Consider the following 21,763-nt stretch of genomic DNA (forward strand, 5'->3'; position numbering starts at 1 on the left):
CGTAAAGCTTCAGTTGACGTTGTTGCGCTTGGCCAGATCGACCATTTCCACCAGCGACTCCGACTTGAGCTTCTCCATGATGCGTCCGCGGTAGGTGCTGATGGTCTTGGCGCTAAGGTTCATGGATTCGCCAATGGCCTTGTTGTTTTCGCCCCGAGCCAGCCTGCGCAGTACCTCCATTTCACGGTTGGACAAGCTGTCCAGTCGGGCGCTTTCAGACTCCAGCGAATTGCTGTTGACCGACATTTGCGGAAAGGTCGAGTAGCCCTTGATCAGTGCCTTGAGGGCGAATACCACCGACTCGATGTCTTCATTCTTGTTGACGAAAGCGCCAATCCCGGCGTCCAGGCAGCGCCTGACGTAGAGGTCGGCAGGCTGCCCGGTTAGGGCCATGATCTTGGGTGGTGGGTCCAGCAGCTGCAGGCGCTTGATCACCTCCATGCCGTCCAGTTCGGGCAGGCCGATGTCAACGATCACTACCTGGGGTGAGAGTTTGCGGGCCAGTTCCACGGCTTCCTTACCGTCTTCGGCGGTGCCAATGACTCGAAAACGTTCGCGCTCAAGCAGCATGCGTACAGCCGTTAGAACGATTGGGTGGTCATCGACCAGCAGCACGGTAGTCATTGCTAGCTCCTGTGGTGAAGAGGGTCCGTTGCCTGAATCACACAGGAACGTAGCTGAGGGTTGATCCGCAAACCTCAGGCAGCGCGCAAGATACGTCGATTCTCAGTCCGTGGTAATGCCGAGTATAGGCGTGATGAACAAACCAGGTGATTCTGAGGAAAATTCCTACAAAAAAGTACGGTAACAATCCGGATGTGGCAGGCCTTCCGGCCTGCCGGCGGTAGGAATCAGGGGCAGGGCGCGTGGTCTTTGATGACGCGCTTAGTGGAGGCGGGGTTGTTGCTCAGTGCGTTACCAACGCGGGTCGGCCGGCTTTGCAGCTGACCAGCGCAGTTCGGGCAGCGTCCGTGCAGACGTTGTTCGGCACAGCTACGGCAATACGTGCATTCGAACGAGCAGATCATTGCATCCGGGCTGTCGCCGGGCAGTTCGACGGCGCAGCATTCACAGTTGGGGCGTAGTTCCAGCATGGGCGTGGTTCCGATAGCAACAAGGTTGGTCGAGTCTGCTCTGCGCTGGCGGCGCTGGCAATCAGCCGTTGCCGGGGCGATACAGGTGAGCGTGGCCGGCGCGATACAGGGCTGATTCGGCGAACGGTGTATCCCCCAGGACGTGACCGACCAGGATCAGCGCAGTTCGCCGAAAATCCCGTGTACTGATCAGTTCGACGATGTCCGCCAGCGTGCCTCTGACCCAGTCCTGATCAGGCCAGGTGGCGCGATGGATGACCGCAACCGGGCAGTCAGCACCGTAATGTGGCAGCAGCTCTGCAACGATCCGTGGCAGGTGCTTGACGCCGAGGTGAATCGCCAGGGTGCTGCCATGCCGGGCCAGATCGCCGAGTTGTTCGCCGGCGGGCATCGGCGAGCTGTCGCCGTAACGGGTGAGGATGACCGTTTGGGCGATGCCCGGCAGGGTCAGTTCACAACCCAGCAGTGCGGCGCTGGCCGCCGTTGCCGTTACCCCAGGGATGATCTGGTAGTCGATGCCCAGCTCGCGCAAGTGACGGATCTGCTCGCCGATGGCGCCATACAGGCTCGGGTCACCGCTGTGCACCCGCGCCACATCTTGGCCTAACGCATGCGCGCTGTGCATGGCGTCGATGATCTGCTCAAGGTGCAGTTCGGCGCTGTTGATGACAGTTTCGGCGCTGTGACCCTCGAGCACTGCGGCGGGGACCAGCGAGCCCGCGTAGATGATCACCGGGCAGTGCCGGATCAGGCGCTGGCCTTTGACCGTGATCAGTTCCGGATCGCCCGGGCCGGCGCCGATGAAGTAGACCGTCATGGCAAATCCTTGCAAATAAGATGGAGGCGATTATCCAGCACTGGCGAGGGCGAGGGTAGCGCCCGCCAACGTTTGCCGGGTGAGCACCAGCCGCGCGCTGCCGTGAGCATGCGCGGCAAAGGCCAGGGCGGTGCTTTCGGCTACGCCCCAGCAGCCGCTGTGGGCGAAGGCTGTAGCGGAGTGCTGGCTGAGCTGGGGGGCAAAACGCTGCAACTGCTCTGCGGGAAAAAACTCCAGCGCCAGTTGCAGGCGATCGGCCAGTTGATGCAGGCCAGCCTCGCTGACTTTCAGCTCGATACTGGCGATGCCCTGCACTGCATGCAGGGTTAAGCCAAGGCTGGCAAGACTTTGTAGCAGCAGGGCCTCAAGCAGGTCGGCGGGGCAGCCCTTGCGGCAGCCAACGCCGACATACACGGCGGGTCGCGGCTCAGACATCAAGCCTGCCGCGAACGGCGGAACAACCACGCACTGAGCAAGCCCAAGGCAATCCAGAAGGCGGCATTGGTCAGCCACGAGGCGATTTTGAACTGGGTTGCCAGGGCCTCAGGCGCAAGACTTTCATGCACGCTCGGCTGCGGCGCGCCGATCACGTGTGGCAGCGCCAACAGCAGTACGCCGACTACCTTCAGCAGCCAATGCTGGGCAAACACAATCAGGCCCAGGCCGACCGCAGTTGCGGCCGCAGTGCCGATCCACCAGGTCTGACGTTGGCCAAGGTTGGCTGCCGCCGTGCCCGGCAGCTCGGCCGGCAAGCCCAGGGTTGGCGCCAGGCAGAACACGGCAAAACCGGCCAGGCCCCACAGCGCTCCGGTGGCGACCCGGTTGGGTTCGCGCAGGCTGTACAGCGCTGCCAGCATCAGGGCAAAGCCGACCGCAACCACCAGGTTGCCGCCGGTGGTGGCCAGCACGCGCTGCCAGCCGTCTTCAGGCGCCCAGGCTTCGGCGCTGTGCTCGTGGGCAGCAACGGCGCTGTCATCATGCTCGTGCTGGCCAGCCGGCGCTGGGCTCTCGAAGGTTTCCGCTTCGAGGATCAACGGGCTGATCCAGAAGCTTTGCAGCAGGGTCAGCAGCAGGGCGGCGAGCAGGCCGCTGAACCCTGCAGTACGGGCAATGCGCGTGATCATGCGAGTCTACTCAGTGGCAGGGGAAGGCAGCGCTGTGGCGCGTATCGTGGGCTGCGTTGTGCACCGCTTCGATGTGCGAGAAACCGGCGAAGTACACCAGGCACAGGCCAACCAGGCTGGCGCCGACGGCGATGACCAGGCGTTGACTGAGGCTGACGGGGGTGGCGATGCTGTGTTTGGCACTGGTGATGGGCATGACGCAATCCTCTGCTTGTTATAGGCAGGGGGCAGGCGCACCGGCCCCGGGCGCGGATGGCCCAGGGCAATGCGACAGCGCCCGCCCACCGCGGGGTGTTGATATTCGACTACGCAGGCCGGTCTCCGGGCTCACGAGGAGGAGCAGGGCTCCTTGAAAAGCGTCACCTTCCCATGCCCTACAGCCTGGCACAGTGGTCAAGACACTTCGCTCGCTTACCGTTGCGGGGGCAGCACCGGAGTAGTCGGGCTCTCTATTGAGGCCAGCGACGCACCGGTTTCCCGTTTCACCCCATAGGGGGCACCTGAACGCAAGGCGCTAGCAAACCATGCCGCAGCGGCGCGCTGCAAGTGACAAGTTGCACGCCAGTGTGCATTCAGCCGCCTATATAAGGCAGATGACAGCCCCTAAAGCCGCTTGCAGCTTGCCGCCGGGGTGCGTAGCCTTGTCTGCTTCGAGGTTCTCCGGCGTGGCCGGAGCTAAGACGGGAACGCGGTCAAGCCGCGGCTGCCCCCGCAACTGTAAGCACTGATCAGGATCGACACAGCCACTGCGCCTTGCGCGGGAAGGCGTCATCTAACCGGCCCGGCGCCGGTGCGGTGCAAGCCAGGAGACCTGCCTCGAGACGATTTCGACTTTAATCCGGGCGGGGTGATCCGGAGGCGAACAAGCCCGGCTGTGACAGCCTGCGGCGCTCGTCCTGCATGCCCGCGCCATTCTGCCAAGGGCACGCATCCATGAAAACACTGGCCAAACTCCCCGTCACCATCGTCACCGGCTTCCTCGGCTCGGGCAAAACCACGTTGCTGCGGCACATGCTCGACAACGCCCAGGGTAGGCGCATCGCGGTGATCGTCAACGAGTTCGGCGAACTCGGTATCGACGGCGAAATCCTTAAACAATGCACCATCGGCTGTACCGAAGAAGAAGCCTACGGGCGTGTCTTCGAGCTGGCCAACGGCTGCCTGTGCTGCACCGTGCAGGAAGAGTTCTTCCCGGTCATGCGTGAACTGGTGGCACGTCGCGGCGATCTGGACCACATTCTGATCGAAACCAGCGGCCTGGCCTTGCCCAAACCGCTGGTGCAAGCCTTCCAGTGGCCAGAAATCCGCAACGCCTGCACGGTCGATGCGGTGATCACCGTGGTCGACAGCCCGGCAGTGGCTGCCGGCACCTTCGCAGCGTTCCCTGACCAGGTCGATGCCCAGCGCAAGCTCGACCCGAACCTGGATCATGAGTCGCCGCTGCACGAACTGTTTGCCGACCAGCTGGCCAGCGCTGACCTGGTGGTGCTGAACAAGGCTGACCTGATCGACGCCGAAGGCCTGGCCAAGGTTCGCGCCGAAGTCTGCGAAGAGCTGCCGCCGGCGGTCAAGGTCATCGAAGCCAGCAGCGGCCGCCTGCCGCTGGATGTGCTGCTGGGCCTGGGTGCCGAATCGGAAGCGCACATTGATGGGCGCCGAACTCATCATGACAGCCACCATGACGACGATGATCATGACGATCACGACCATGATGCCTTCGACTCGATCTCGCTGGATTTGCCAGAGGCCGATGAGCGCTTGCTGCTGACGGCCCTCAACCAGTTGGTAGTGGAGTTTGGCATCCTGCGCGTGAAAGGCTTTGCAGCCATCCCGGGCAAGCCGATGCGCCTGCTGATCCAGGGCGTAGGCACCCGCTTCGACAAGCATTTCGACCGGGCCTGGGGCGCTGACGAGGCGCGCATCACGCGCCTGGTACTGATTGGCCAGGAGCTTGACGCCAGTCAGCTCGAAGCCCGTCTGCGTCAGGCTCTGGAAGCCTGATCCATGCACCTGTTGCGCACCCAGCCCGGTGGTTTTGTCCCAGACGACAGTATTGCCGACCTCGGCCAGACTGCCGCCGAACTGGTCATTCTGTGCAGTGGTGACTCGCACCTGGCGCTGCTGGCCGAAACCGCGGAGCAGCTGCCTGGCGACTACCCCAGCGTGCGCCTGGCCAATCCCATGCAGGTGCAAAATCATGCCTCGGTCGACCTGTATGTCGACCAGGTGCTGCGCCATGCAAAGTTGATCCTGATATCACTGCACGGCGGCGTTGGCTACTGGCGCTACGGCATCGAGCAGTTGGTCGAGCTGGCGGCGCGCGGGGTTCAGGTGATCATGGTTCCGGGCGATGATCGGCCTGACCCCGAGCTCACCGGTTTGAGCACGGTCAGCAGCGACCAGGCCGAGCGCTTGTGGCACTACCTGCGCCAGGGCGGCAAGGCCAACGCGCTGAATCTGTTCAACTGCGTGGGCAACCTGTGGTTCCAGCGCGACTATGCCTGGCAGGAGCCGCAAGCGCTGGCCCGTACTGTGGTCTACCACCCAGCCAAGGCCAGTGCGCAGTTGCCGGACTGGTATGCCGACTGGGACCCTGCGCTGCCGGTGGCGCCGCTGCTGTTCTACCGCTCGCACCTGCAGGCGGCCAACACCGCGTTTATCGACGTGTTCTGTCAGCGTCTGCAGTTGGCGGGGCTCAACCCGTTGCCGATCGCTGTAGCCAGCCTTAAAGAGCGGGCCTGTCTCGATCAGGTTGAAGCGTGGATGGATGAGGCCGAGGCCGAGGTGGTGATCAACACCACTGGCTTTGCCTTGTCCAACCCCGAGCGCCCCAACGCGCGGCCCCTGCGCCGGGATGTACCGGTGTTGCAGGCGATCTGCGCGCAGGACAATCAATTGGGCTGGGAAACCAGCGAGCAGGGCCTCGGCGGCCGCGATCTGGCCATGCACATCGTGTTGCCGGAGCTGGACGGGCGGATCATCACCCGGCCGGTCAGCTTCAAGGACCTGGCCTGGCGCAGTGAACGCAGCCAGGCTGATGTGGTGTGCTATCGCGCCCACCCGGAACGCATGGACTTCGTCGCCGAGCTGGGCCGTCGCTGGGTCGCGCTGGCGCGCTTGCCGAATGAGCAAAAGCGTGTCGCGCTGATCCTCGCCAACTACCCGACCCGTGATGGCCGGATTGGTAACGGTGTCGGCCTGGACACGCCGGGTGCGGCCTTGAACATCCTTGAGGCGATGCGCGCTGCGGGTTATCCGCTGGACGAGCTGCCGGCCACCGGCACCGCGCTGATCCAGCACTTGCTCGGCGGCGTGACCAACGACCTCGACAATCTCGATCAGCGCCCGTGCGCGCAGAGCCTGAGCCTGGCCGACTACCAGGCCGCGTTCGCTCGGTTGCCGGCAGAAAACCAGGCGGCCGTGCTAGCCCGTTGGGGCGCCCCTGAAACGGACCCGATGTGCCGCAGCGGCCGCATGATGGTCGCGGGCCTGCGCTTTGGGCAGACCTTCGTCGGTATCCAACCGGCGCGCGGTTATCAGGTGGACCACAGTGCGGTGTACCACGACCCGGATCTGGTTCCGCCGCATGGCTACCTGGCCTTTCACTTCTGGCTGCGCCACGCTTATGCAGCGGACGCCGTCATTCATGTCGGCAAGCATGGCAACCTCGAGTGGTTGCCAGGCAAGGGCGTCGGTCTGTCGGCGCAGTGCTGGCCCGACGCGCTGCTGGGGCCGATGCCGAATATCTACCCGTTTATCGTCAACGACCCGGGCGAGGGCGCCCAGGCCAAACGCCGCACCCAGGCGGTGATCATCGACCACCTGATGCCGCCGCTGACCCGCGCCGAGAGCTACGGCCCGCTGCGTGATCTCGAACAGCTGGCCGACGAATACTACGAAGCCCAGCTGCTTGATCCGCGCCGTGCGCAAGAGCTGCAGCGCGACATTCTGGCGCTGGTCAAGGCCAACCATATCGACCGAGAGCTGCAGCTTGAAGGTCAGCTGGATGATGCTGCCGTGTGGCTGCCGCGCCTGGATACCTACTTGTGCGATTTGAAAGAGTCGCAGATTCGCGATGGTTTGCACGTGTTCGGCCAATCGCCGCAAGGCCGCCTGCGCAGCGATACGCTGCTGGCATTGCTGCGGGTCGAGCGCGGTGACGGCAAAGGCGGCAACGCCAGCCTGATTCGTGCTCTGGGCAAAGCCTTCGAGCTCGGCTTCGATCCGCTCGACTGCGACCTCGGTCAGCCTTGGCAAGGGCCACGGCCGGCCATGTTGCAGGCGCTGGACGACGCGGCCTGGCGCACCCACGGTGATACGCGCGAGCGCCTTGAACAACTGGCATTGACGTTGATTGAACAAACGCTGGCCGGCAGCCTGAAGCTGCCCACCGAAGAACAATGGCACGGCGTGGCACAGGTACTTGAAGAGCTGCTCTCGGTTGTCGCGCCAAACCTCGACAGCTGTGGCGGCGCCGAGCTCGAGGGCCTGCTCGCGGCACTGGCTGGGCGCTTCGTCGCGGCAGGCCCCAGTGGCGCGCCGAGCCGCGGCCGGCTTGATGTGCTGCCAACTGGGCGCAATTTCTACACCGTCGATGTGCGCAACTTACCCACCACCACTGCGTGGCGACTGGGCTTCGCCTCGGCCAACCTGATTCTTGAGCGGCACCTGCAAGACCATGGCGATCATTTACGCCAACTCGGCCTTTCGGTCTGGGGCACCGCGACCATGCGTACCGGTGGCGACGACATTGCCCAAGCCATGGCCTTGATGGGCGTACGCCCGGTGTGGGCCACCGGTAGCCAGCGCGTCGACGACTTCGAGATCCTGCCGGTGAGTTTGCTCGACCGGCCACGGGTCGACGTCACCCTGCGTGTATCAGGCTTCTTCCGTGATGCGTTCGGTAACCTGATCCGCCTGTTCGACGCCGCCGTGCAGGCAGTCGCAGCACTGGACGAGCCAGATCACCTCAACCCGCTGGCGGCCCGCGTGCGGGCTGAGCGTCAGGCCCTGATCGAGCAAGGCGTCGAAGCCGAGCAGGCTGCGCGCCAGGCTGGTTGGCGGGTGTTCGGCGCCAAGCCCGGTGCCTATGGAGCCGGGGTGCAGAACGCCATCGACGGCCGCCTGTGGCAGGACCGCAAGGACCTGGCGCAGGTCTACCTCAACTACGGCGGCTACGCTTACGGCGCCAGTGACGAGGGCACGCCCGCCCGTGCCCAGTTCGCCACGCGGCTGGGCCAGGTACAGGCAGTGCTGCAGAATCAGGACAACCACGAGCACGACCTGCTCGATTCCAACGATTATTACCAGTTCCAGGGCGGCATGCTGGCCGCTGCCGAAACCTTGCACGGCGAGGCGGTAGCGAGTTACCACGGCGATCACAGCCAGGTTGACCGACCACGCATCCGCACTCTCAAGGAAGAGCTCAACCGGGTTATCCGTGCGCGGGCGCTGAACCCAAAGTGGATCGACGGCGCCAAGCGCCACGGCTATAAAGGCGCGTTCGAACTGGCAGCGACGGTCGACAACCTGTTCGCCTTCGACGCTACCACGCACCTGATCGACGATCATCATTACCAGGCGCTGGCCGAGGCCTATGTGCTTGCCCCGGCGACCCGTGAATTCATGCGCGAGCACAACCCCGAGGCCCTGCGCGACCTGACCGAGCGTTTGCTGGAGGCCCAGCAACGCGGCCTCTGGGAAGAACCCGGCAGTTACCGTGAAGCCCTTGAGGAGCAGTTGCTCGAAGGTGAGGAAGACCACTGAAATGATTGAACCGATGCAGTTTCCGCTGGCCGCTGTGGTCGGCGCCGAGGCGCTCAAGCTGGCGTTGTGCCTGACCGCAATCGACCCAAAGATCGGCGGGGTGCTGATCGAAGGCCCGCGCGGCATGGCCAAGAGCACCCTGGCCCGTGGCCTGGCAGACCTGCTCGGCAGCGCCGAGCAGCAGCCACCCTTTGTCACCTTGCCGCTGGGCGCGACCGAAGAGCGTCTGGTCGGCACGCTGGACCTCGACGCAGCGCTGGGCCAGGGCAAAGCGCAGTTTTCCCCTGGAGTGCTGGCCCACGCCGATGGCGGCGTACTGTATGTCGACGAAGTCAACCTGCTGCCCGATCCGCTGGTTGACTTGTTGCTGGACGTTGCTGCCAGCGGCACCAACCGCATAGAACGCGACGGCATCTCCCATCGTCATTCGGCGCGGTTTGTTTTGATCGGCACGATGAACCCGGAGGAGGGCGAGCTGCGCCCGCAACTGCTTGATCGCTTCGGCCTGAACGTGTCGCTGGACGAATTGCCCGAGCCGCAGGCACGCCAGCAGATCATCCGCCGGCGCTTGGCCTTCGACAGCGATCCGCAAGGCTTCTGCGCCGAGTGGGCCGGTGCCCAGCAGGACCTGCGCGAGCGCTGCCAGGCAGCGCGCGCGCGCCTGGAACAGATTGCGCTGGATGACCAGGCCCTGGCCTGGATTACCGAACGCTGTTTTGCTGCCGGGGTCGATGGCCTGCGCGCAGATCTGGTCTGGCTGCGAGCTGCACGTGCTCACGCTGCCTGGCGCGGCAGCGAGCACATCGATGAAGAAGACGTCACCGCCGTAGCCGAGTTTGCCTTGCGCCATCGCCGCCGCGAAGCCCCAGCCCAGCAACCGCCAAGCCCGGCGACGGCGCAGTCGCCAGCCAGCAGCAAGGCCAGCGCGGGGCAGGGCGGCGACAGTGGTGCACTGCCAGCCCAACCGGTTGCAGCGGGGCTGCGGCGCGAGGTACCAAACTGGGCAAAAAAGCCCTGAGCATCCGTCAGCAAGGTTTGTCCGCGGCGGATGCCAAGCCCCGGCCAGGCAGCTTGCGCGGTGCTGCGCGTGGACAGGCGCGCAAGGCCGCTGCCGGGCGTGTCGCCTGGCCGGCGACCCTGCTCAAGGGCCGGCCAAAGCAGCGTGGCGATTTGTGCTGGCAGCAGCGTCAGGGGCAACCGGCAGAGCTGTGGCTGGTGATTGTCGACGCCTCGGCGTCAACCCGCCGACATCAGGCGCTTGCCCAGACCAAGGGCGTGCTTGCCGAGCTGTTCGATCAAGCCTATCGCCAACGCGCACGTCTGGCTCTGCTGACCGCTAGTGGCCGTTCGGCCCAGTGGCAGCGGCATGGGCTGAAAGCTTCGGCGGCGCTCCAGCCCTGGTTGCAGGCCCTCGGCGCGGGTGGCGGCACGCCGCTGATCAGCGCCTTGGAGCAAGCTCGGCAATGGCTGCAGGCACGACACCAGCGTCATCCGCAGGAGGTCCAGCGTTGCCTGGTGTTTACCGATGGTCGCCTGCAACGCTGGGGCGCGCTGCAGCCGATGCCCTGCACGACCTGGTTGATCGACATGGAATTGGCGCCAGTGCGGGTCGGTAAAGGCAGATTGCTAGCGCAGCAATTGCAGGCCGAGTATCAGCATATCGAGCACTTCAAGCAGCTGCGCTGATATATAAGGACGTTACAAATGGCGGCTGCGACAGGATGTCGCGCTAACGAGAGAGTTGCCATCAAGGCACAGTGCGAGTTGCTAAAAGTGCGCGCCAGGCACGCACTTTTAGCATGAACAAATGCTTACTTGGGCATTGACCAAGGTTGCAAGTCATAACCCTTCTGACACAGTTCGGCGCGCACTTCCTCGATCAGGCTGGCCCACTGCGCCGGGTCTGAATAAATACGCGAGGAGACTTGCTTGCTGCCGATACGGGTGTTGGTCCGGTCGATCACTGCCAGGCTCAGTTCACCAGTACCGTTGGGTGCATCCCAGGCAACGCACTGGAAGGGTTCGAAGGCGTGGTCGGCAATCAGCAGTGCTTCGTTGACACGGAGCGGGGCATTCATGGTTCGGTCTCTCTATGGTCCCAAACAGCGAAAGTAAGTCCGCGCTGTATCAAAGGTGCCAGGGTAAATAGCGCGGGGTTATGGATACTGATGCTCGATGAGTAGGATGAAGTCACAGCCTTGACGAATTTTTTTTGCAAATAGTCCAATCCGCGCAGGTGCCCGGCTCAGACGGCAACAATTTGTAAAAGCCGGCGTGTAGCGGAGTTGCCGGTGGGCATTCGGCAGACCAACGGTACTGGGTAAGTTGGAGTTCGTTGCTACTGTTAATTCGGGCGCTGCAACGTACTGTTTCTACTTAAAAAACCAACATTTGGCGCCAAGGAACGGTCATGCTCGAAGCTGCAGCGCAACGTCGCCTGTTGATCGTCGACCCGTGCGACGACTGCCACCGTCTGTTACCGGGCCTGCGCGGTGCCGGTTGGGACGTGCACAGCTGCACCCTGGCGGCGGCGCTTGAGCATCCTTGCGATGTAGGTGTCCTGCGCCTGCAAGCGTCGCACCTGCAGGCGCCTGATGCGGTCAAGGACATGATCAAGCGCAGCAATACCGAATGGATCGCCGTGCTCAATGCCGAGCAACTGCGTGCGCAGAACGTTGGCGACTTTGTCTGCGAGTGGTTTTTTGACTTTCATACCTTGCCGTTCGACGTTTCTCGGGTGCAGGTAACCCTGGGCCGCGCCTTCGGCATGGCCCGCCTGCGTGGCAAGGGCGCAGTGCAGGTGGACAAGCCCGAGCATGAACTGCTGGGTGACAGCCGGCCGATACGCGAGCTGCGCAAGCTGCTCGGCAAGCTGGCGCCGACCGAGTCGCCAGTACTCATCCGCGGCGAGAGCGGTACCGGCAAGGAGCTCGTCGCGCGGACTCTGCACCGGCAGTCGCAGCGGCACGATAAGCCGTTTATCGCGATCAACTGCGGGGCGATCCCTGAGCATCTGATCCAGTCCGAGCTGTTTGGCCACGAGAAGGGTGCATTCACCGGCGCGCACCAGCGTAAGGTCGGGCGCATTGAGGCAGCCAACGGTGGGACCCTGTTCCTCGATGAAATTGGCGATCTACCGCTTGAGCTGCAGGCCAATCTGCTGCGTTTTCTGCAGGAAAAGCACATCGAGCGTGTTGGCGGCGATCAACTGATCCCTGTTGATGTGCGGGTTTTGGCTGCTACCCATGTGGACCTTGAGCAAGCCATCGAGCGCGGCAAGTTTCGCGAAGACCTGTATTACCGGCTCAACGTGCTGCAGGTGGTCACTGCGCCCCTGCGCGATCGGCACGGTGATCTGTCGATGCTGGCCAGCCATTTTGCCCAGTTTTACAGCCTGGAGACCGGGCGCAGGCCGCGCTCGTTCAGCGACAGCGCGCTGGCCGCGATGGGCCGGCATGAGTGGCCGGGCAATGTGCGCGAGCTGGCCAATCGGGTCAGGCGCGGGCTGGTGTTGGCCGAGGGCCGGCAGATCGAGGCGCAGGATCTGGGTTTGCAGGTGCTGGTACCCGAGGAGCAGCCGCTGGCGACGCTGGAGGATTACAAGCACCGTGCTGAGCGCCAGGCCTTGTGCGATGTGCTCAACCGGCATTCGGACAATCTGAGTATCGCCGCCAAGGTGCTGGGCATCTCTCGACCCACCTTCTATCGACTCTTGCACAAACACCAGATCCGTTGATTGGGACGTGCAATTGCTTTCCTGCTGCTCTTGGACATTGAGCTCGGCCAGTTAACCCGCCCGGCGCAGGGTGAGGTTGATCCGGCGTGCGCCCATCCGTGGGTGGTTGCCGGGCTTGACCGGCATTACCCCGTGAAAGCGCAGGCGGTCTTCGCCGCCCCATACCAGTACGTCACCGTGATTGAGGGCGATGCGCTGGGTCGGATCCTTGCGTTGCATCCCGCCGAACAGAAACACCGCCGGCAACCCTAGCGAGATGGACACGATCGGATGGGCGAAGTCGTTTTCGTCGTGGTCCTGGTGCAGGCTCAGCTTGGTGTCGGCAAGGTAGTGGTTGATCAGGCAGGCATCGGGGGTGAAATCATCGAAGCCAGCGGTTTGAGCCGCGTTACGGGCGACCTGCAAGAAGCTCTCAGGCAGGGCTGGCCAGGGCTGTTGGGTGAGCGGATCGTGCGTGCTGTAGCGGTAACCTTGCTGGTCGCTGACCCAGCCAAGCGAGCCGCAATTGGTGAGCGCGACGGCCATGGCCTGGCCACCTGGGGTGCGCATGTGCCGAAACGGGGCTGCGCGCAGGATTGGCCGCAGGTCGTCCAGCAGGGTTTCGACCTGAGGCAGGACAAAACCTGGAAGCAGGACCGTCTGCGCAGCCAGGCGCTGCGGGGATGGGCCGAACAGGTCGAGGTCGGACTGAATCATCTGGCTAAGGCTTGGCGTCGGTGGTTTGGGTTCAGGTGTAGCTAGCGATGCAACCCATACTAACGGCAGGTTGCGCGTCATGTCGCGCTGGTCCGCTCGGCGGAGCTCCTACCAGACAACGCCAAGGCGTCTGCAAACGTGGTTCGGCAACTGGTAACGTACTGCCAAGTCTACGCCTTGATCCGGCGCTGGCAGGTCAGGCCAAACTGAGCTATTGCTGATGAACTGGCGGTGAGGCCGCGCGTGGAGGTAAACGATGAAACGAGTATTGAGCATCATCGCATTGGTATCGCTGGCCGGCGTCGCCAACGCAGAGATCCCGATGGTGAACGCAACCTGTCCGGGCAACCTTGAGGTTCATGCCGATGAAGGCGGGCCGTTGTTCATCAATGGCAAAGAAGCCAAGCTGAAGAAGATCAATGACAATTACTTCGAGGCCAAAGGCAGCGGTGTGACCGTATCGTTATCGCTCAGCCCTGATGGTACGCCGAGTATTTCCTATACCGGCAAAGGCGGGGCGAATGGCATGTGCGAAATAGCCGAAGAAGATTAGATCGTGAAGGTTGCCACAAGGGTTCACCAATCGCCCTTCGCACAACCTGACCCTCCTCAGCGCGAGCTATGTGCTCCAAACCAGCGGGTAGCAAAGGCCGTCAGCGCACTTCGCAGACCCACTTGTGGTTGCACCGGTACGGGGTGCGTGTAAACCGAACCTGGACCAGACGGGTCAGCCCCTGCTGGGCCAGGACATCGGTGAGCTGGGTGAGTGTCTCTGCTTCGATAGTCATCGCTGTTACCTCTTCAGATTACTTTGCTCATGATTATCGACTGGCACACCCGCGCAACAATTCAATTTGATTAGCTCGGCATCGATTGCAGTAAGCTGATGATTCTTTGCTCATGGTCCGCCTTATGCCCAGTTCATTCATGCTCATGCCTTCGCCCGTTGGCGTGCTCACCCTGGTCGCCCGCGATGACCGCCTGGCTGCGGTACTGTGGGAGCAGGAGCGAGCAAACCGGGTGCGTTTGGGTGAGCTGCTGCGTGACGACGAGCATCCGCTGCTGCAGCAGACCGCGCTGCAGTTGGGTGAATATTTCGCCGGGCAGCGGCGCCACTTCGAGCTTGAGCTGGACTTTGCCGGCACCGCGTTTCAGCGTGAGGTGTGGTCGGCGTTGCTGACCATCCCGTTTGGCGAAACCCGCAGCTACGGCGACATTGCCCGACAGATCGGCAAGCCGAGTGCGGTGCGCGCAGTTGGCGCGGCCAATGGGTGCAACCCGCTGTCGATCATCGCGCCGTGCCACCGGGTGATTGGCGCCTCGGGTAGTCTGACCGGGTTTGCCGGCGGCTTGCAGGCCAAGCAGTTTTTGCTGGCTCTGGAAGGGCGCCAGAGCCTGGCCCTGGATTTTTAACGGCCGTCAGGCAGCTCGGGTAACGCAATCACCGCAGCACTGGCGCTGGAAGTGTCGAGCATGAGCAGGCCTTCGCTGTGCTCATCCAGCGCTGCCAGCAGCCGGCCCTGGCTGTCCCAGGCTGCCGAGCAGCCGGCGCCAATGAAGGTGTCCGCCGGGCCCACGCAATTGGCCAGCAATACAGGCATGCTCAGCCGGCTGGCAACGGCGGGATAATGGGCAAAACCTTCACCGATGCCTTTGGCTGATTTGGCTACGCTGACCAGATACACCTCTGCGCCGTCTTTGCGGGCCTGCATCGCGTGCTCAAGAAACATCGACTCATAGCAGATCGCCGGAGCGACCCGCAGCTCACCTGCAGTGAACACCAACTGATTGTCCCCTGCGGTAAAGAAGTCCATCTCGTCGGCATGCAAGCGCTGTTTCGCGTACACCAGTGCAGGTTTCGCAGGGCGCAGAATCGGCATACCGATCTGCACGCCACTTGCGGCCTGCAGCGGCAAGCCCAACGCCACGCTTACTCCAAGCTGGTCACACAGCATTTGCACCGGCTCCAGCCAGACCGAGTCTGCGGTTTGCGCCAGCGCTTGGGCGAGGGCGGGCTCGTAGCCGCTCAGGGATAACTCTGGAAACACCACCAACTGCGCGCCGGCACGTGCCGCCTGCTCGATGCAGTACAGGTGTCGACGCAGGTTGCCAGCCAGGTCACCCCTGAGCGCTGCCAGTTGTACTGCACACAGTTTCATGACCAATCCCTGGATGACGCCGCTGAAACACCGAGGATACTATCGGAGCAATTACCCACGCCAGTGGGACCCACGGACGGAGACGAGATGAGCCAGCAAGCAGCTATTCCACCTGATTCATTGATCTGGCCCAGCGCCCAGCAAGCCAGCTTTAGTCATTGTCAGTCGATCACGCTCGTGGACCATGGGCTGCCGGCGATGGCGCATTACCTGCAGATGATGCGCGGCATGCCGCGCTGGATCGACAATTTGATGGTGCTGCGCAATCGACTGGTCCAGATGGTGGGGCTCAAGGATCTGGGCCGGCTCAGCGCAGTCAATTCGCAGCGCTCTCCGGGCAGCTATGAAGCAGGGCAGCGGGTGGGCATTTTTACGCTACTGGCCAATACTGATGATGAGGTGCTGCTGGTCGACAGAGATCGCCATCTGGATGTGCATGTAGCCTTGCTGCGTCGACCGTCTGCACAGACCGGGCAGTGTGAGGTAGTGGTTAGCACCGTGGTGCGAACCCACAACCTGTTGGGACGTCTGTATATGTTGCCCGTGGCGCCGTTTCACCGGCTGATAGCACCGATTGCCTTGCGTCGTTTGCGAAAGGGGTAGTTGCAATGCAGCGTTTCCAGCAGGTAGCCGCCAATGAGCTGGGCAGGGACTTGGCAGTTGGTGATATCCACGGTCATTTTCCGCGTTTGCAGCAGTGCCTGGACGAGGTGGCGTTCGATCCGCAGGTTGATCGCTTGTTCAGCGTCGGCGATCTGGTCGACCGCGGGCCGCACAGTGAAGAGGCCCTGCAGTGGCTGGCGCAGCCTTGGTTCCATGCAGTGCAGGGCAACCACGAAGCGCTGGCGGTGAGTTATCTGTGCGGCGACCCGCTGGATCTGGACATGTACCGCGCGGCAGGCGGCGGCTGGTTTCTGGATTTGCCCAGTGCTGAGCAGCAACGCTATGCCAGTGTTTTCGTTACCCTGCCGCTGGCCCTGCAGGTGGCCACCGCAGAGGGGCCGATCGGCCTGGTGCATGCCGATAGCCCATTCAATGAGTGGTCACAGTTACGTACCAGCCTGTTGGGTGAGGATGACCCGCGTGTCCGCGAGATCTGCCAATGGTCGCGGCGGCGTTTGCGTGAGGGCGATACGCATACGGTAGAGGGCTTGAGAGCGCTACTGGTGGGGCATACCGCGGTGCTGCAGGTAAAACAGCTGGGCAATGTCTGGCACCTGGATACCGGCGGCTGGAACAAGGGCCATTTCAGCCTGCTGGATATGCAGCGGCTGGTCCTGCTCAGCCCCGCCACAGATGAATAAGCACGACGCTGGCGAGCAGAATCAGCAGTGCCCCTGAGGCACGTTCCAGCCATGGCAAGGCGTGGATGAAGCGGCTAAGCAAGCGGCGGTTGCCAATGGCGCAGGCGACCAGCAGGTCCCACAGCAACACCACGCCGAACATCCAGCTGGCATAGGCAAGTTTCCACGCGTTGCTGGTACTGGCGAGCATGCTTGCCAGGCTTACGTAGAACAGCGCGTTCTTCGGGTTGAGAATGGCCGAAGCAAAGCCCATCAGCAGGCACCTCAACCAGCCTTGCGCGGCCTGCACGGGTTCGCTTTCGACCTCACCAAAGCTGCTTTCGCCGGCATGGCGCAGGAACAGTCCGCCGATGTACAGCAAGTAGGCGCAGCCTGCGATTTGCAGCGCGATAAACAGTGCACTGCCGTCCTTGAGCACCGATACCCCGGTAAACGCTGCACCGATAAATACGCCGTTCGCCAGTGCGATACCCAGGCAGGCGCCGCTGGCTACCCGCCAGCCGGCTTTGATCGAGCTGCGCGCAACCAGAAAGAAGTCAGGGCCGGGTGACAGCAGCGCGAGGAAATGGGCGCTGGCGACTATCAGAAATTGCTCCATGGGGCGGCACTACTCAGGCATTGGAGGCGCAATTCTGCGGCCCGCCCGGGATAGCGTATTGAACAATATTGCAGTCAGCGCATCAGGCGATAGCGCCCCGGCGTTGTGCCGGCATGCGCCTTGAAGACCCGCTGAAAATGGCTCTGGTCGGCAAAGCCCAGTTTATAGGCGACTTCTGCCAACGGCAGGCCTTGGCGTAGGCACTGCCGTGCCCGATTGACCCGCGCATTGAGCAGGTAGGCGTGCGGGGTCAGGCCGGTGGCCGCCTGGAATGCGCGGATCAGCTGATAACGTCCAAGCCCGGCTTGGGCTGCGAGAGAGGCCAGACTGAGCTCGGCCAACTCGGCCTGGTCGATAGCCGCGATAACGTCCACAAGGGCGGCACCGCTCAAGGACGGTGCAGGAGCTGTCGGAGAGGGCGCATACGCTGAGAAGTCGTGCTCGGCCATGAATTGGACCAGCGCAGTCTCTTTGTGCAGCGGCGCGGCGGCGGAGAACAGCAGCGTGTTCAGTTGACAAAAGTGTCGATAGGCCTGCGGGCAGCGGCTGATTCTTGCCGGTCCGCCACGGTCGCCTGCGACGACGCCGGATTCTGCGCGCAACTGACTTAGCCACTGCGCATCGATGTGCACCATCTGATAACTCCAGGCCTGCCCGGATTCAGGGTTGCACGCATGCACCCGCTGCGCGGGCACCAGTACCAGAGCGCCCGGGCTCAAGCGTTGCTGGCCTGCACCGGCACCGCTGAAGCGGCTGAAGCCGGCATCGACGGCGCCAATCGAGAAGGTCGGATGGCTGTGCGCCTTGTAGCAGGCACGGCTGTGACAGGCGCGTCTGCTCTCGACGAAGGGTAACGCCGGGTCATGCCAGATTTCGCTGCTTGCGGTGTGCATCAGTGGCCTGTTTGAGTTGCTGTGCAGACCTGCGAGTCTACCTGCTCGGTACTGTGCCGGCCATTTGCCGCGTGACTGTGCTTGACCCGGTTCCAGAGCGGGGCGACCCTTCGCAGGTATCGAGGAGAACAACAATGGACATGTCGAGCCTGCTGCTATTCGTCCCCGCCTGCTTTGCCCTGAACATGGCGCCTGGACCGAACAACCTGCTGTCACTGCATAATGCCAGCCGTTATGGCCTGCATACTGCCTGCCTGGCCGGGGCCGGCCGAATTCTGGCGTTCAGCGGCATGATCGCCCTGGCAGCGATGGGCCTCGCTGTGGTGCTGCATACCAGCGCCTGGCTGTTTCTGACCATCAAGTTGATCGGGGCGGGCTACCTGTTCTATATCGCCTGGCAGCTATGGCGGGCGCCGGTGGGTGAGGCAGCTTTGGGAAGCGGCGAGCCTCGCGGGATCTGGCGGCTGGCCCGGCAGGAGTTCTGGGTGGCGGCGGGCAATCCAAAAGCCATATTGCTGTTCACCGCGTTTTTGCCGCAGTTCGTCAGCACCGACAGTCCCATGCCGGTAGGCGAGCAGTTCCTCTGGTTGGGCGTGTGGTTCCTGTTGCTGGAATGGGCAGCCATCGCCATCTATGGCGCACTCGGTGCCTACCTGCAGCGTTGGTTCAACCAGCCGCGGCCTCGGCGGTTGTTCAACCGGGTCAGTGCCTCACTGTTAGGCCTCGCCGGCGTGGGCTTGCTGGCTGCGCGTCGCTAGTACTGCCAGCGCAACCCCAGGTTGATGCCGCTGCTTTGTTGCTGATGGCTGTCGAGGTTGGTGCTGTACTGAACACCGACATGTACGCCCAGCGCTTTGTTGACCTGGGCTACCAGACCGCTTTCAAGCTGCAGTGAGGTGTAGCGGTAATCGGTCTTGATCGTGTCGACACCGTCAAAGACCAGGCTGTCAGGGCCGCCGTCGCCGTGCCACAGGTTCAGTTGTAGGTAAGGTTGCAGCATGCGCTTGTCGGCATCGGTGAACGTGCCCTCGAGGCGAGCGCCGAGCCTGCCGGTCAACTCCAGTTGAGCATCGTGGCTCACCTGCGCGACGCCATCGCCCGCGCTGTCCAGTTTCACTTTCTGGGCAATCAGCTGGGCTTGCGGCTCCAGCGTCCAGTGCTCGGACAGGGCAAGCGGGTAGCCGCCCTCCAATGAGCCGGACCAGCTGCGACCGTCGAGATCGAGTTGCCTGCCACGTTCTGAGCGAGCACGACCGCTCAGATCGGTAAACTGGAGTACCGCATCGAGATAGCTGCCCTGTGCGCCTACCCGTGTCCAGTAGGCACCGACGCTATCGCCCTCCAACCGCAGTTTGCCAACATCGACGTTCCGCTGGGCCAAGGCAAAGCCTGTGGCATCGGCGTCCAGGCGACTGTGGCTGAAATAGACACCAAACTGCTGGCGTACACCGTCTGCGTCTACATGGGCATAGAGATCCTGGCCGACCTTGTAGCCCTGATAGTCACCGTCCAGCCCTGGGCTGACGGTGCCGCTCCATTGCTGGCGAATGGCACCGCCGTATGCCTGCCCCCAACTGGCGCCGAGTGAGCCGGATCCAGCCAACAGGCGCTGATCGCCCTGGCGTTGATGGAATGTGCCCAAAGCCTGCCTGACGATGATACCTGCGGCGCGTGGCGCGGCAGCGTACAGCGCGACCTCGGGGCGATACAGCGGGATATCTTGGCCTGGCTGGACGGTCGGCAGCGCGGCCTGGCCGGGTGCAACGGCCGTGACCGGCGCAGCTATTGCCACTTCGCCTGGTGGCGCCTCAGGTGCGGCGACAAGGCTCGAGCGCAGGTACCAGCTGTTCTCGCTGCCCGCTGTCACACCCCCTTTGAACAGTCGATAGTCATAGGCGCCCGCCGAGAGCACCTGGCTTTGCACGAACGCGGTGTTGCTGCTGGTAGCACCCTCGCGCGCTTCGACCACTTGAATGCCATTATGCGAGGTCGAAGCGCCTGAACCAGCGAGGTTGGTCACCTGCAAGGCAGTGCTGCCGCTCAGCGTGCCCTGGCTGACGACCAGCCGGTCAGAGGCGGCGCCGTCACCCGCGAGCACACTGTTGATGCGCAAAATGCCATTGTCACCCTGATAATTGCCCAGCACCTGCAGGCGTCCTTGAGCGTCGCCGCCGCTGCCTAGGTCAAGTGTGCCAGCGTTGATCAGGGACGCGTTCTGGCCAGGAGCAAAAGGGCTGACACTGCCTTGGCGGGAGATCACGCTGCTGCTGGGGGCGACGGTCAGCACACCCGTGCCACTGTTGGCGTCGCCCAGTACCAGCGAGTCATTGAGTGTCAGCCGGCTCGCATCTTTCAGTATGATTTTTTCGAATTGGCTATAGAGTGCGCCACCCGTGGGCTGACTGGCCTCGAAGGTCAGTGTGTCCTCGCCTACGCCGCCGTTGATGGCGGTGCGCAGCGCCTGAGTGTCCAGGTTCTTGAGCAGGGCTGTGTCATCATCGGCGCCGAGGTCCACTCGGCCACCGATAGTGCCGCCGTCCCAGACAAAGCGATCGTTGCCAAAACTGAGCAGAATGTTGCCACCCACGCGCCCACCATGGATCAACACCTGGTCATCGCCACCGCTGACACTGATGTTACCGCCCACGTCGCCCGCAAAAATCTCCACCAGATCGGTGTCGAAAGCGGTGCTGATATTACGATCGATGGTACCGCCGCGCATGATGAACACATTCTTGTCGAGCAACATGTTGACGTTGCCGATCCGTCCTGCGGTCATTTGCGCGTAGTCGCCGCTGAGAAAAGTGCCGACGATATGCCCGCCGGTCATGCTGAAGGTGTCCAGGCCATCGCCTTGATTGAGGTTGCCGCGGATGATGCCGCCGCTCATGGTGAAATCGTCGATGCCACCCCCCTGATCAACGTTGCCGCCGATTTCACCTGAGGCCATGGTGAGCGCGTCCTTGCCATCGCCAAAGGAGACATTGCCGGTGATCACCCCATTACCGCCAGCGGGGAAGGACAGGCTGTTGTCGCCCGCATTGTCCGTCAACGAGGGCGCGCTGCCACTGTCGCAGACATGCGCGTCGTTACCAGGGCCTGGAGTGAAGCTACAGGCGGCCTGAACATGAGCAGTGCTCAGCAGCGGTAAGCTAACTATGAAGCAAAGCGTGGTTGGGCGAATCATACAGACCTCCGATGTCCTCGACTTGGGCGAGTTTCAGAGGTCGCATCCTGTGCTGGCAACTGGCAAAACTGATGGGTGGCAAGGCGCCATCAGTATCAGTCGCGGTACACCACCTGGACCAGGTGATAACCAAACTTGGATTTGATCGGGCCGTGGATTTCGCGCACGGCTTTCTTGAAGATCACCTGGTCAATTGCGCCGACCATCTGCCCGGGGCGCACTTCGCCCAGGTCGCCGCCACGCTTGGCAGAGGGGCAGGTTGAGAACTTCTTGGCCAGCACGTCAAACGCCTCGCCCTTGGCGATACGCTGCTTGAGCTGCTCGGCTTCAGCGGCGGTCTTGACCAGAATATGGCGGGCTTGAGCTTTCATGGGACACCTGCGTACCGG

The 21,763-nt window shown here is 62.8% G+C and carries 24 protein-coding genes and 2 riboswitches; of the genes, 10 read left to right on the top strand and 14 right to left on the bottom strand.

The window, feature by feature from the left end; genetic code table 11:
• Window positions 1-9 precede the first annotated feature (9 nt).
• From FW789_RS05725 to FW789_RS05750, 6 genes are all read right to left on the bottom strand, one after another.
• The gene (locus tag FW789_RS05725; RefSeq protein WP_103437197.1) at window positions 10-624 is read right to left on the bottom strand and encodes a response regulator transcription factor; all 615 of its coding nucleotides are present in this window, start codon (window positions 622-624) and stop codon (window positions 10-12) included.
• A 227-nt stretch (window positions 625-851) separates the two neighbouring features.
• Window positions 852-1,094, bottom strand: a complete 243-nt coding sequence (locus FW789_RS05730) for a DUF1272 domain-containing protein (protein ID WP_103437198.1) — start codon at window positions 1,092-1,094, stop codon at window positions 852-854.
• 61 nt (window positions 1,095-1,155) lie between these two features.
• Window positions 1,156-1,911: a precorrin-4 C(11)-methyltransferase gene (gene cobM, locus FW789_RS05735; RefSeq protein ID WP_207074124.1), complete on the bottom strand. Its 756-nt coding sequence runs from the start codon at window positions 1,909-1,911 to the stop codon at window positions 1,156-1,158.
• Between the two features lie 30 nt (window positions 1,912-1,941).
• The gene (locus FW789_RS05740) at window positions 1,942-2,346 is read right to left on the bottom strand and encodes a cobalamin biosynthesis protein (protein ID WP_103437200.1); all 405 of its coding nucleotides are present in this window, start codon (window positions 2,344-2,346) and stop codon (window positions 1,942-1,944) included.
• Window positions 2,346-3,035 (bottom strand): CbtA family protein, encoded by a 690-nt coding sequence (locus FW789_RS05745; protein ID WP_186698304.1) that lies wholly within the window; start codon window positions 3,033-3,035, stop codon window positions 2,346-2,348. Before FW789_RS05745 ends, FW789_RS05740 begins: the two co-directional genes overlap by 1 nt.
• A gap of 10 nt (window positions 3,036-3,045) precedes the next feature.
• Window positions 3,046-3,231 (bottom strand): CbtB domain-containing protein, encoded by a 186-nt coding sequence (locus FW789_RS05750; RefSeq protein ID WP_101319064.1) that lies wholly within the window; start codon window positions 3,229-3,231, stop codon window positions 3,046-3,048.
• 99 nt (window positions 3,232-3,330) lie between these two features.
• Window positions 3,331-3,554: riboswitch (cobalamin riboswitch) on the bottom strand.
• A 117-nt stretch (window positions 3,555-3,671) separates the two neighbouring features.
• Window positions 3,672-3,868, top strand: a riboswitch (cobalamin riboswitch).
• Between the two features lie 100 nt (window positions 3,869-3,968).
• Here FW789_RS05750 and cobW point away from each other — a divergent pair.
• Genes cobW through FW789_RS05770 form a run of 4 tightly spaced genes read left to right on the top strand, consistent with a single transcriptional unit; the run spans window position 3,969 to window position 10,487 of the window.
• A complete protein-coding gene (gene cobW / locus FW789_RS05755; protein ID WP_340610737.1) occupies window positions 3,969-5,036 on the top strand; it encodes a cobalamin biosynthesis protein CobW in 1,068 nt (355 codons plus the stop codon).
• 3 nt (window positions 5,037-5,039) lie between these two features.
• On the top strand, window positions 5,040-8,801 hold the full coding sequence (cobN, locus tag FW789_RS05760) for a cobaltochelatase subunit CobN (RefSeq protein WP_446431117.1): 3,762 nt from the start codon (window positions 5,040-5,042) through the stop codon (window positions 8,799-8,801).
• Window position 8,802: 1 nt separating this feature from the next.
• A complete protein-coding gene (locus FW789_RS05765) occupies window positions 8,803-9,819 on the top strand; it encodes an ATP-binding protein (RefSeq protein ID WP_446431118.1) in 1,017 nt (338 codons plus the stop codon).
• Between the two features lie 53 nt (window positions 9,820-9,872).
• A complete protein-coding gene (locus tag FW789_RS05770; RefSeq protein WP_103438766.1) occupies window positions 9,873-10,487 on the top strand; it encodes a vWA domain-containing protein in 615 nt (204 codons plus the stop codon).
• A gap of 125 nt (window positions 10,488-10,612) precedes the next feature.
• On the opposite strand, the gene FW789_RS05775 is transcribed toward FW789_RS05770, so the two are convergent.
• Window positions 10,613-10,879 (bottom strand): hypothetical protein, encoded by a 267-nt coding sequence (locus FW789_RS05775; RefSeq protein WP_101319072.1) that lies wholly within the window; start codon window positions 10,877-10,879, stop codon window positions 10,613-10,615.
• A 332-nt stretch (window positions 10,880-11,211) separates the two neighbouring features.
• On the opposite strand from FW789_RS05775, the gene FW789_RS05780 reads away from it, so the two are divergent.
• On the top strand, window positions 11,212-12,537 hold the full coding sequence (locus FW789_RS05780) for a sigma-54 dependent transcriptional regulator (protein ID WP_101319074.1): 1,326 nt from the start codon (window positions 11,212-11,214) through the stop codon (window positions 12,535-12,537).
• Window positions 12,538-12,588: 51 nt separating this feature from the next.
• Here FW789_RS05780 and alkB read toward each other — a convergent pair whose 3' ends face one another.
• Complete coding sequence (alkB, locus tag FW789_RS05785; protein ID WP_207074118.1) at window positions 12,589-13,233, bottom strand: DNA oxidative demethylase AlkB; 645 nt, start codon at window positions 13,231-13,233, stop codon at window positions 12,589-12,591.
• A 256-nt stretch (window positions 13,234-13,489) separates the two neighbouring features.
• Between alkB and FW789_RS05790 the strand changes: the two genes are divergently transcribed.
• Window positions 13,490-13,786, top strand: coding sequence for a hypothetical protein (locus tag FW789_RS05790; RefSeq protein ID WP_103437205.1), 297 nt, complete (start codon window positions 13,490-13,492; stop codon window positions 13,784-13,786).
• A 100-nt stretch (window positions 13,787-13,886) separates the two neighbouring features.
• Here the strand turns inward: FW789_RS05790 and FW789_RS05795 are convergent, their stop codons facing one another.
• Complete coding sequence (locus FW789_RS05795) at window positions 13,887-14,021, bottom strand: hypothetical protein (protein WP_256585737.1); 135 nt, start codon at window positions 14,019-14,021, stop codon at window positions 13,887-13,889.
• Window positions 14,022-14,145: 124 nt separating this feature from the next.
• On the opposite strand from FW789_RS05795, the gene FW789_RS05800 reads away from it, so the two are divergent.
• Entirely contained in the window at window positions 14,146-14,646 is a 501-nt protein-coding gene (locus FW789_RS05800) for a methylated-DNA--[protein]-cysteine S-methyltransferase (protein WP_446431119.1), read from the top strand.
• Here FW789_RS05800 and FW789_RS05805 read toward each other — a convergent pair.
• Entirely contained in the window at window positions 14,643-15,392 is a 750-nt protein-coding gene (locus FW789_RS05805; RefSeq protein WP_186698290.1) for a carbon-nitrogen hydrolase family protein, read from the bottom strand. The genes FW789_RS05800 and FW789_RS05805 overlap by 4 nt on opposite strands.
• An 87-nt stretch (window positions 15,393-15,479) precedes the next feature.
• Between FW789_RS05805 and FW789_RS05810 the strand changes: the two genes are divergently transcribed.
• Together FW789_RS05810 and FW789_RS05815 are read left to right on the top strand one after the other, a co-directional pair.
• Window positions 15,480-15,995, top strand: a complete 516-nt coding sequence (locus tag FW789_RS05810; RefSeq protein WP_103437207.1) for a DUF2867 domain-containing protein — start codon at window positions 15,480-15,482, stop codon at window positions 15,993-15,995.
• A 5-nt stretch (window positions 15,996-16,000) separates the two neighbouring features.
• The gene (locus tag FW789_RS05815; protein ID WP_207074117.1) at window positions 16,001-16,696 is read left to right on the top strand and encodes a metallophosphoesterase; all 696 of its coding nucleotides are present in this window, start codon (window positions 16,001-16,003) and stop codon (window positions 16,694-16,696) included.
• On the opposite strand, the gene FW789_RS05820 is transcribed toward FW789_RS05815, so the two are convergent.
• Both FW789_RS05820 and FW789_RS05825 read right to left on the bottom strand, forming a co-directional pair.
• A complete protein-coding gene (locus tag FW789_RS05820) occupies window positions 16,674-17,294 on the bottom strand; it encodes a LysE family translocator (RefSeq protein WP_446431120.1) in 621 nt (206 codons plus the stop codon). The genes FW789_RS05815 and FW789_RS05820 overlap by 23 nt on opposite strands.
• Before the next feature lie 74 nt (window positions 17,295-17,368).
• Entirely contained in the window at window positions 17,369-18,187 is an 819-nt protein-coding gene (locus FW789_RS05825; RefSeq protein WP_446431121.1) for an AraC family transcriptional regulator, read from the bottom strand.
• A 134-nt stretch (window positions 18,188-18,321) separates the two neighbouring features.
• Between FW789_RS05825 and FW789_RS05830 the strand changes: the two genes are divergently transcribed.
• Complete coding sequence (locus FW789_RS05830; RefSeq protein WP_207074114.1) at window positions 18,322-18,945, top strand: LysE family translocator; 624 nt, start codon at window positions 18,322-18,324, stop codon at window positions 18,943-18,945.
• Here FW789_RS05830 and FW789_RS05835 read toward each other — a convergent pair.
• The gene (locus tag FW789_RS05835; protein ID WP_446431122.1) at window positions 18,942-21,374 is read right to left on the bottom strand and encodes an autotransporter family protein; all 2,433 of its coding nucleotides are present in this window, start codon (window positions 21,372-21,374) and stop codon (window positions 18,942-18,944) included. The genes FW789_RS05830 and FW789_RS05835 overlap by 4 nt on opposite strands.
• 95 nt (window positions 21,375-21,469) lie before the next feature.
• The gene (locus FW789_RS05840) at window positions 21,470-21,745 is read right to left on the bottom strand and encodes a peptidylprolyl isomerase (RefSeq protein WP_101319093.1); all 276 of its coding nucleotides are present in this window, start codon (window positions 21,743-21,745) and stop codon (window positions 21,470-21,472) included.
• Window positions 21,746-21,763 lie beyond the last annotated feature (18 nt).

The sequence above is a fragment of the Pseudomonas sp. 1121_17 genome, from assembly GCF_052850745.1.

Excerpts from the sequence above, each read along its gene's own strand:
- FW789_RS05725 (WP_103437197.1), bottom strand. The coding sequence starts at position 624 with ATGACTACCGTGCTGCTGGTCGATGACCACCCAATCGTTCTAACGGCT.
- FW789_RS05730 (WP_103437198.1), bottom strand. The coding sequence starts at position 1,094 with ATGCTGGAACTACGCCCCAACTGTGAATGCTGCGCCGTCGAACTGCCC.
- cobM (WP_207074124.1), bottom strand. The coding sequence starts at position 1,911 with ATGACGGTCTACTTCATCGGCGCCGGCCCGGGCGATCCGGAACTGATC.
- FW789_RS05740 (WP_103437200.1), bottom strand. The coding sequence starts at position 2,346 with ATGTCTGAGCCGCGACCCGCCGTGTATGTCGGCGTTGGCTGCCGCAAG.
- FW789_RS05745 (WP_186698304.1), bottom strand. The coding sequence starts at position 3,035 with ATGATCACGCGCATTGCCCGTACTGCAGGGTTCAGCGGCCTGCTCGCC.
- FW789_RS05750 (WP_101319064.1), bottom strand. The coding sequence starts at position 3,231 with ATGCCCATCACCAGTGCCAAACACAGCATCGCCACCCCCGTCAGCCTC.
- cobW (WP_340610737.1), top strand. The coding sequence starts at position 3,969 with ATGAAAACACTGGCCAAACTCCCCGTCACCATCGTCACCGGCTTCCTC.
- cobN (WP_446431117.1), top strand. The coding sequence starts at position 5,040 with ATGCACCTGTTGCGCACCCAGCCCGGTGGTTTTGTCCCAGACGACAGT.
- FW789_RS05765 (WP_446431118.1), top strand. The coding sequence starts at position 8,803 with ATGATTGAACCGATGCAGTTTCCGCTGGCCGCTGTGGTCGGCGCCGAG.
- FW789_RS05775 (WP_101319072.1), bottom strand. The coding sequence starts at position 10,879 with ATGAATGCCCCGCTCCGTGTCAACGAAGCACTGCTGATTGCCGACCAC.
- FW789_RS05780 (WP_101319074.1), top strand. The coding sequence starts at position 11,212 with ATGCTCGAAGCTGCAGCGCAACGTCGCCTGTTGATCGTCGACCCGTGC.
- alkB (WP_207074118.1), bottom strand. The coding sequence starts at position 13,233 with ATGATTCAGTCCGACCTCGACCTGTTCGGCCCATCCCCGCAGCGCCTG.
- FW789_RS05790 (WP_103437205.1), top strand. The coding sequence starts at position 13,490 with ATGAAACGAGTATTGAGCATCATCGCATTGGTATCGCTGGCCGGCGTC.
- FW789_RS05795 (WP_256585737.1), bottom strand. The coding sequence starts at position 14,021 with ATGACTATCGAAGCAGAGACACTCACCCAGCTCACCGATGTCCTGGCC.
- FW789_RS05800 (WP_446431119.1), top strand. The coding sequence starts at position 14,146 with ATGCCCAGTTCATTCATGCTCATGCCTTCGCCCGTTGGCGTGCTCACC.
- FW789_RS05805 (WP_186698290.1), bottom strand. The coding sequence starts at position 15,392 with ATGAAACTGTGTGCAGTACAACTGGCAGCGCTCAGGGGTGACCTGGCT.
- FW789_RS05810 (WP_103437207.1), top strand. The coding sequence starts at position 15,480 with ATGAGCCAGCAAGCAGCTATTCCACCTGATTCATTGATCTGGCCCAGC.
- FW789_RS05815 (WP_207074117.1), top strand. The coding sequence starts at position 16,001 with ATGCAGCGTTTCCAGCAGGTAGCCGCCAATGAGCTGGGCAGGGACTTG.
- FW789_RS05820 (WP_446431120.1), bottom strand. The coding sequence starts at position 17,294 with ATGGAGCAATTTCTGATAGTCGCCAGCGCCCATTTCCTCGCGCTGCTG.
- FW789_RS05825 (WP_446431121.1), bottom strand. The coding sequence starts at position 18,187 with ATGCACACCGCAAGCAGCGAAATCTGGCATGACCCGGCGTTACCCTTC.
- FW789_RS05830 (WP_207074114.1), top strand. The coding sequence starts at position 18,322 with ATGGACATGTCGAGCCTGCTGCTATTCGTCCCCGCCTGCTTTGCCCTG.
- FW789_RS05835 (WP_446431122.1), bottom strand. The coding sequence starts at position 21,374 with ATGATTCGCCCAACCACGCTTTGCTTCATAGTTAGCTTACCGCTGCTG.
- FW789_RS05840 (WP_101319093.1), bottom strand. The coding sequence starts at position 21,745 with ATGAAAGCTCAAGCCCGCCATATTCTGGTCAAGACCGCCGCTGAAGCC.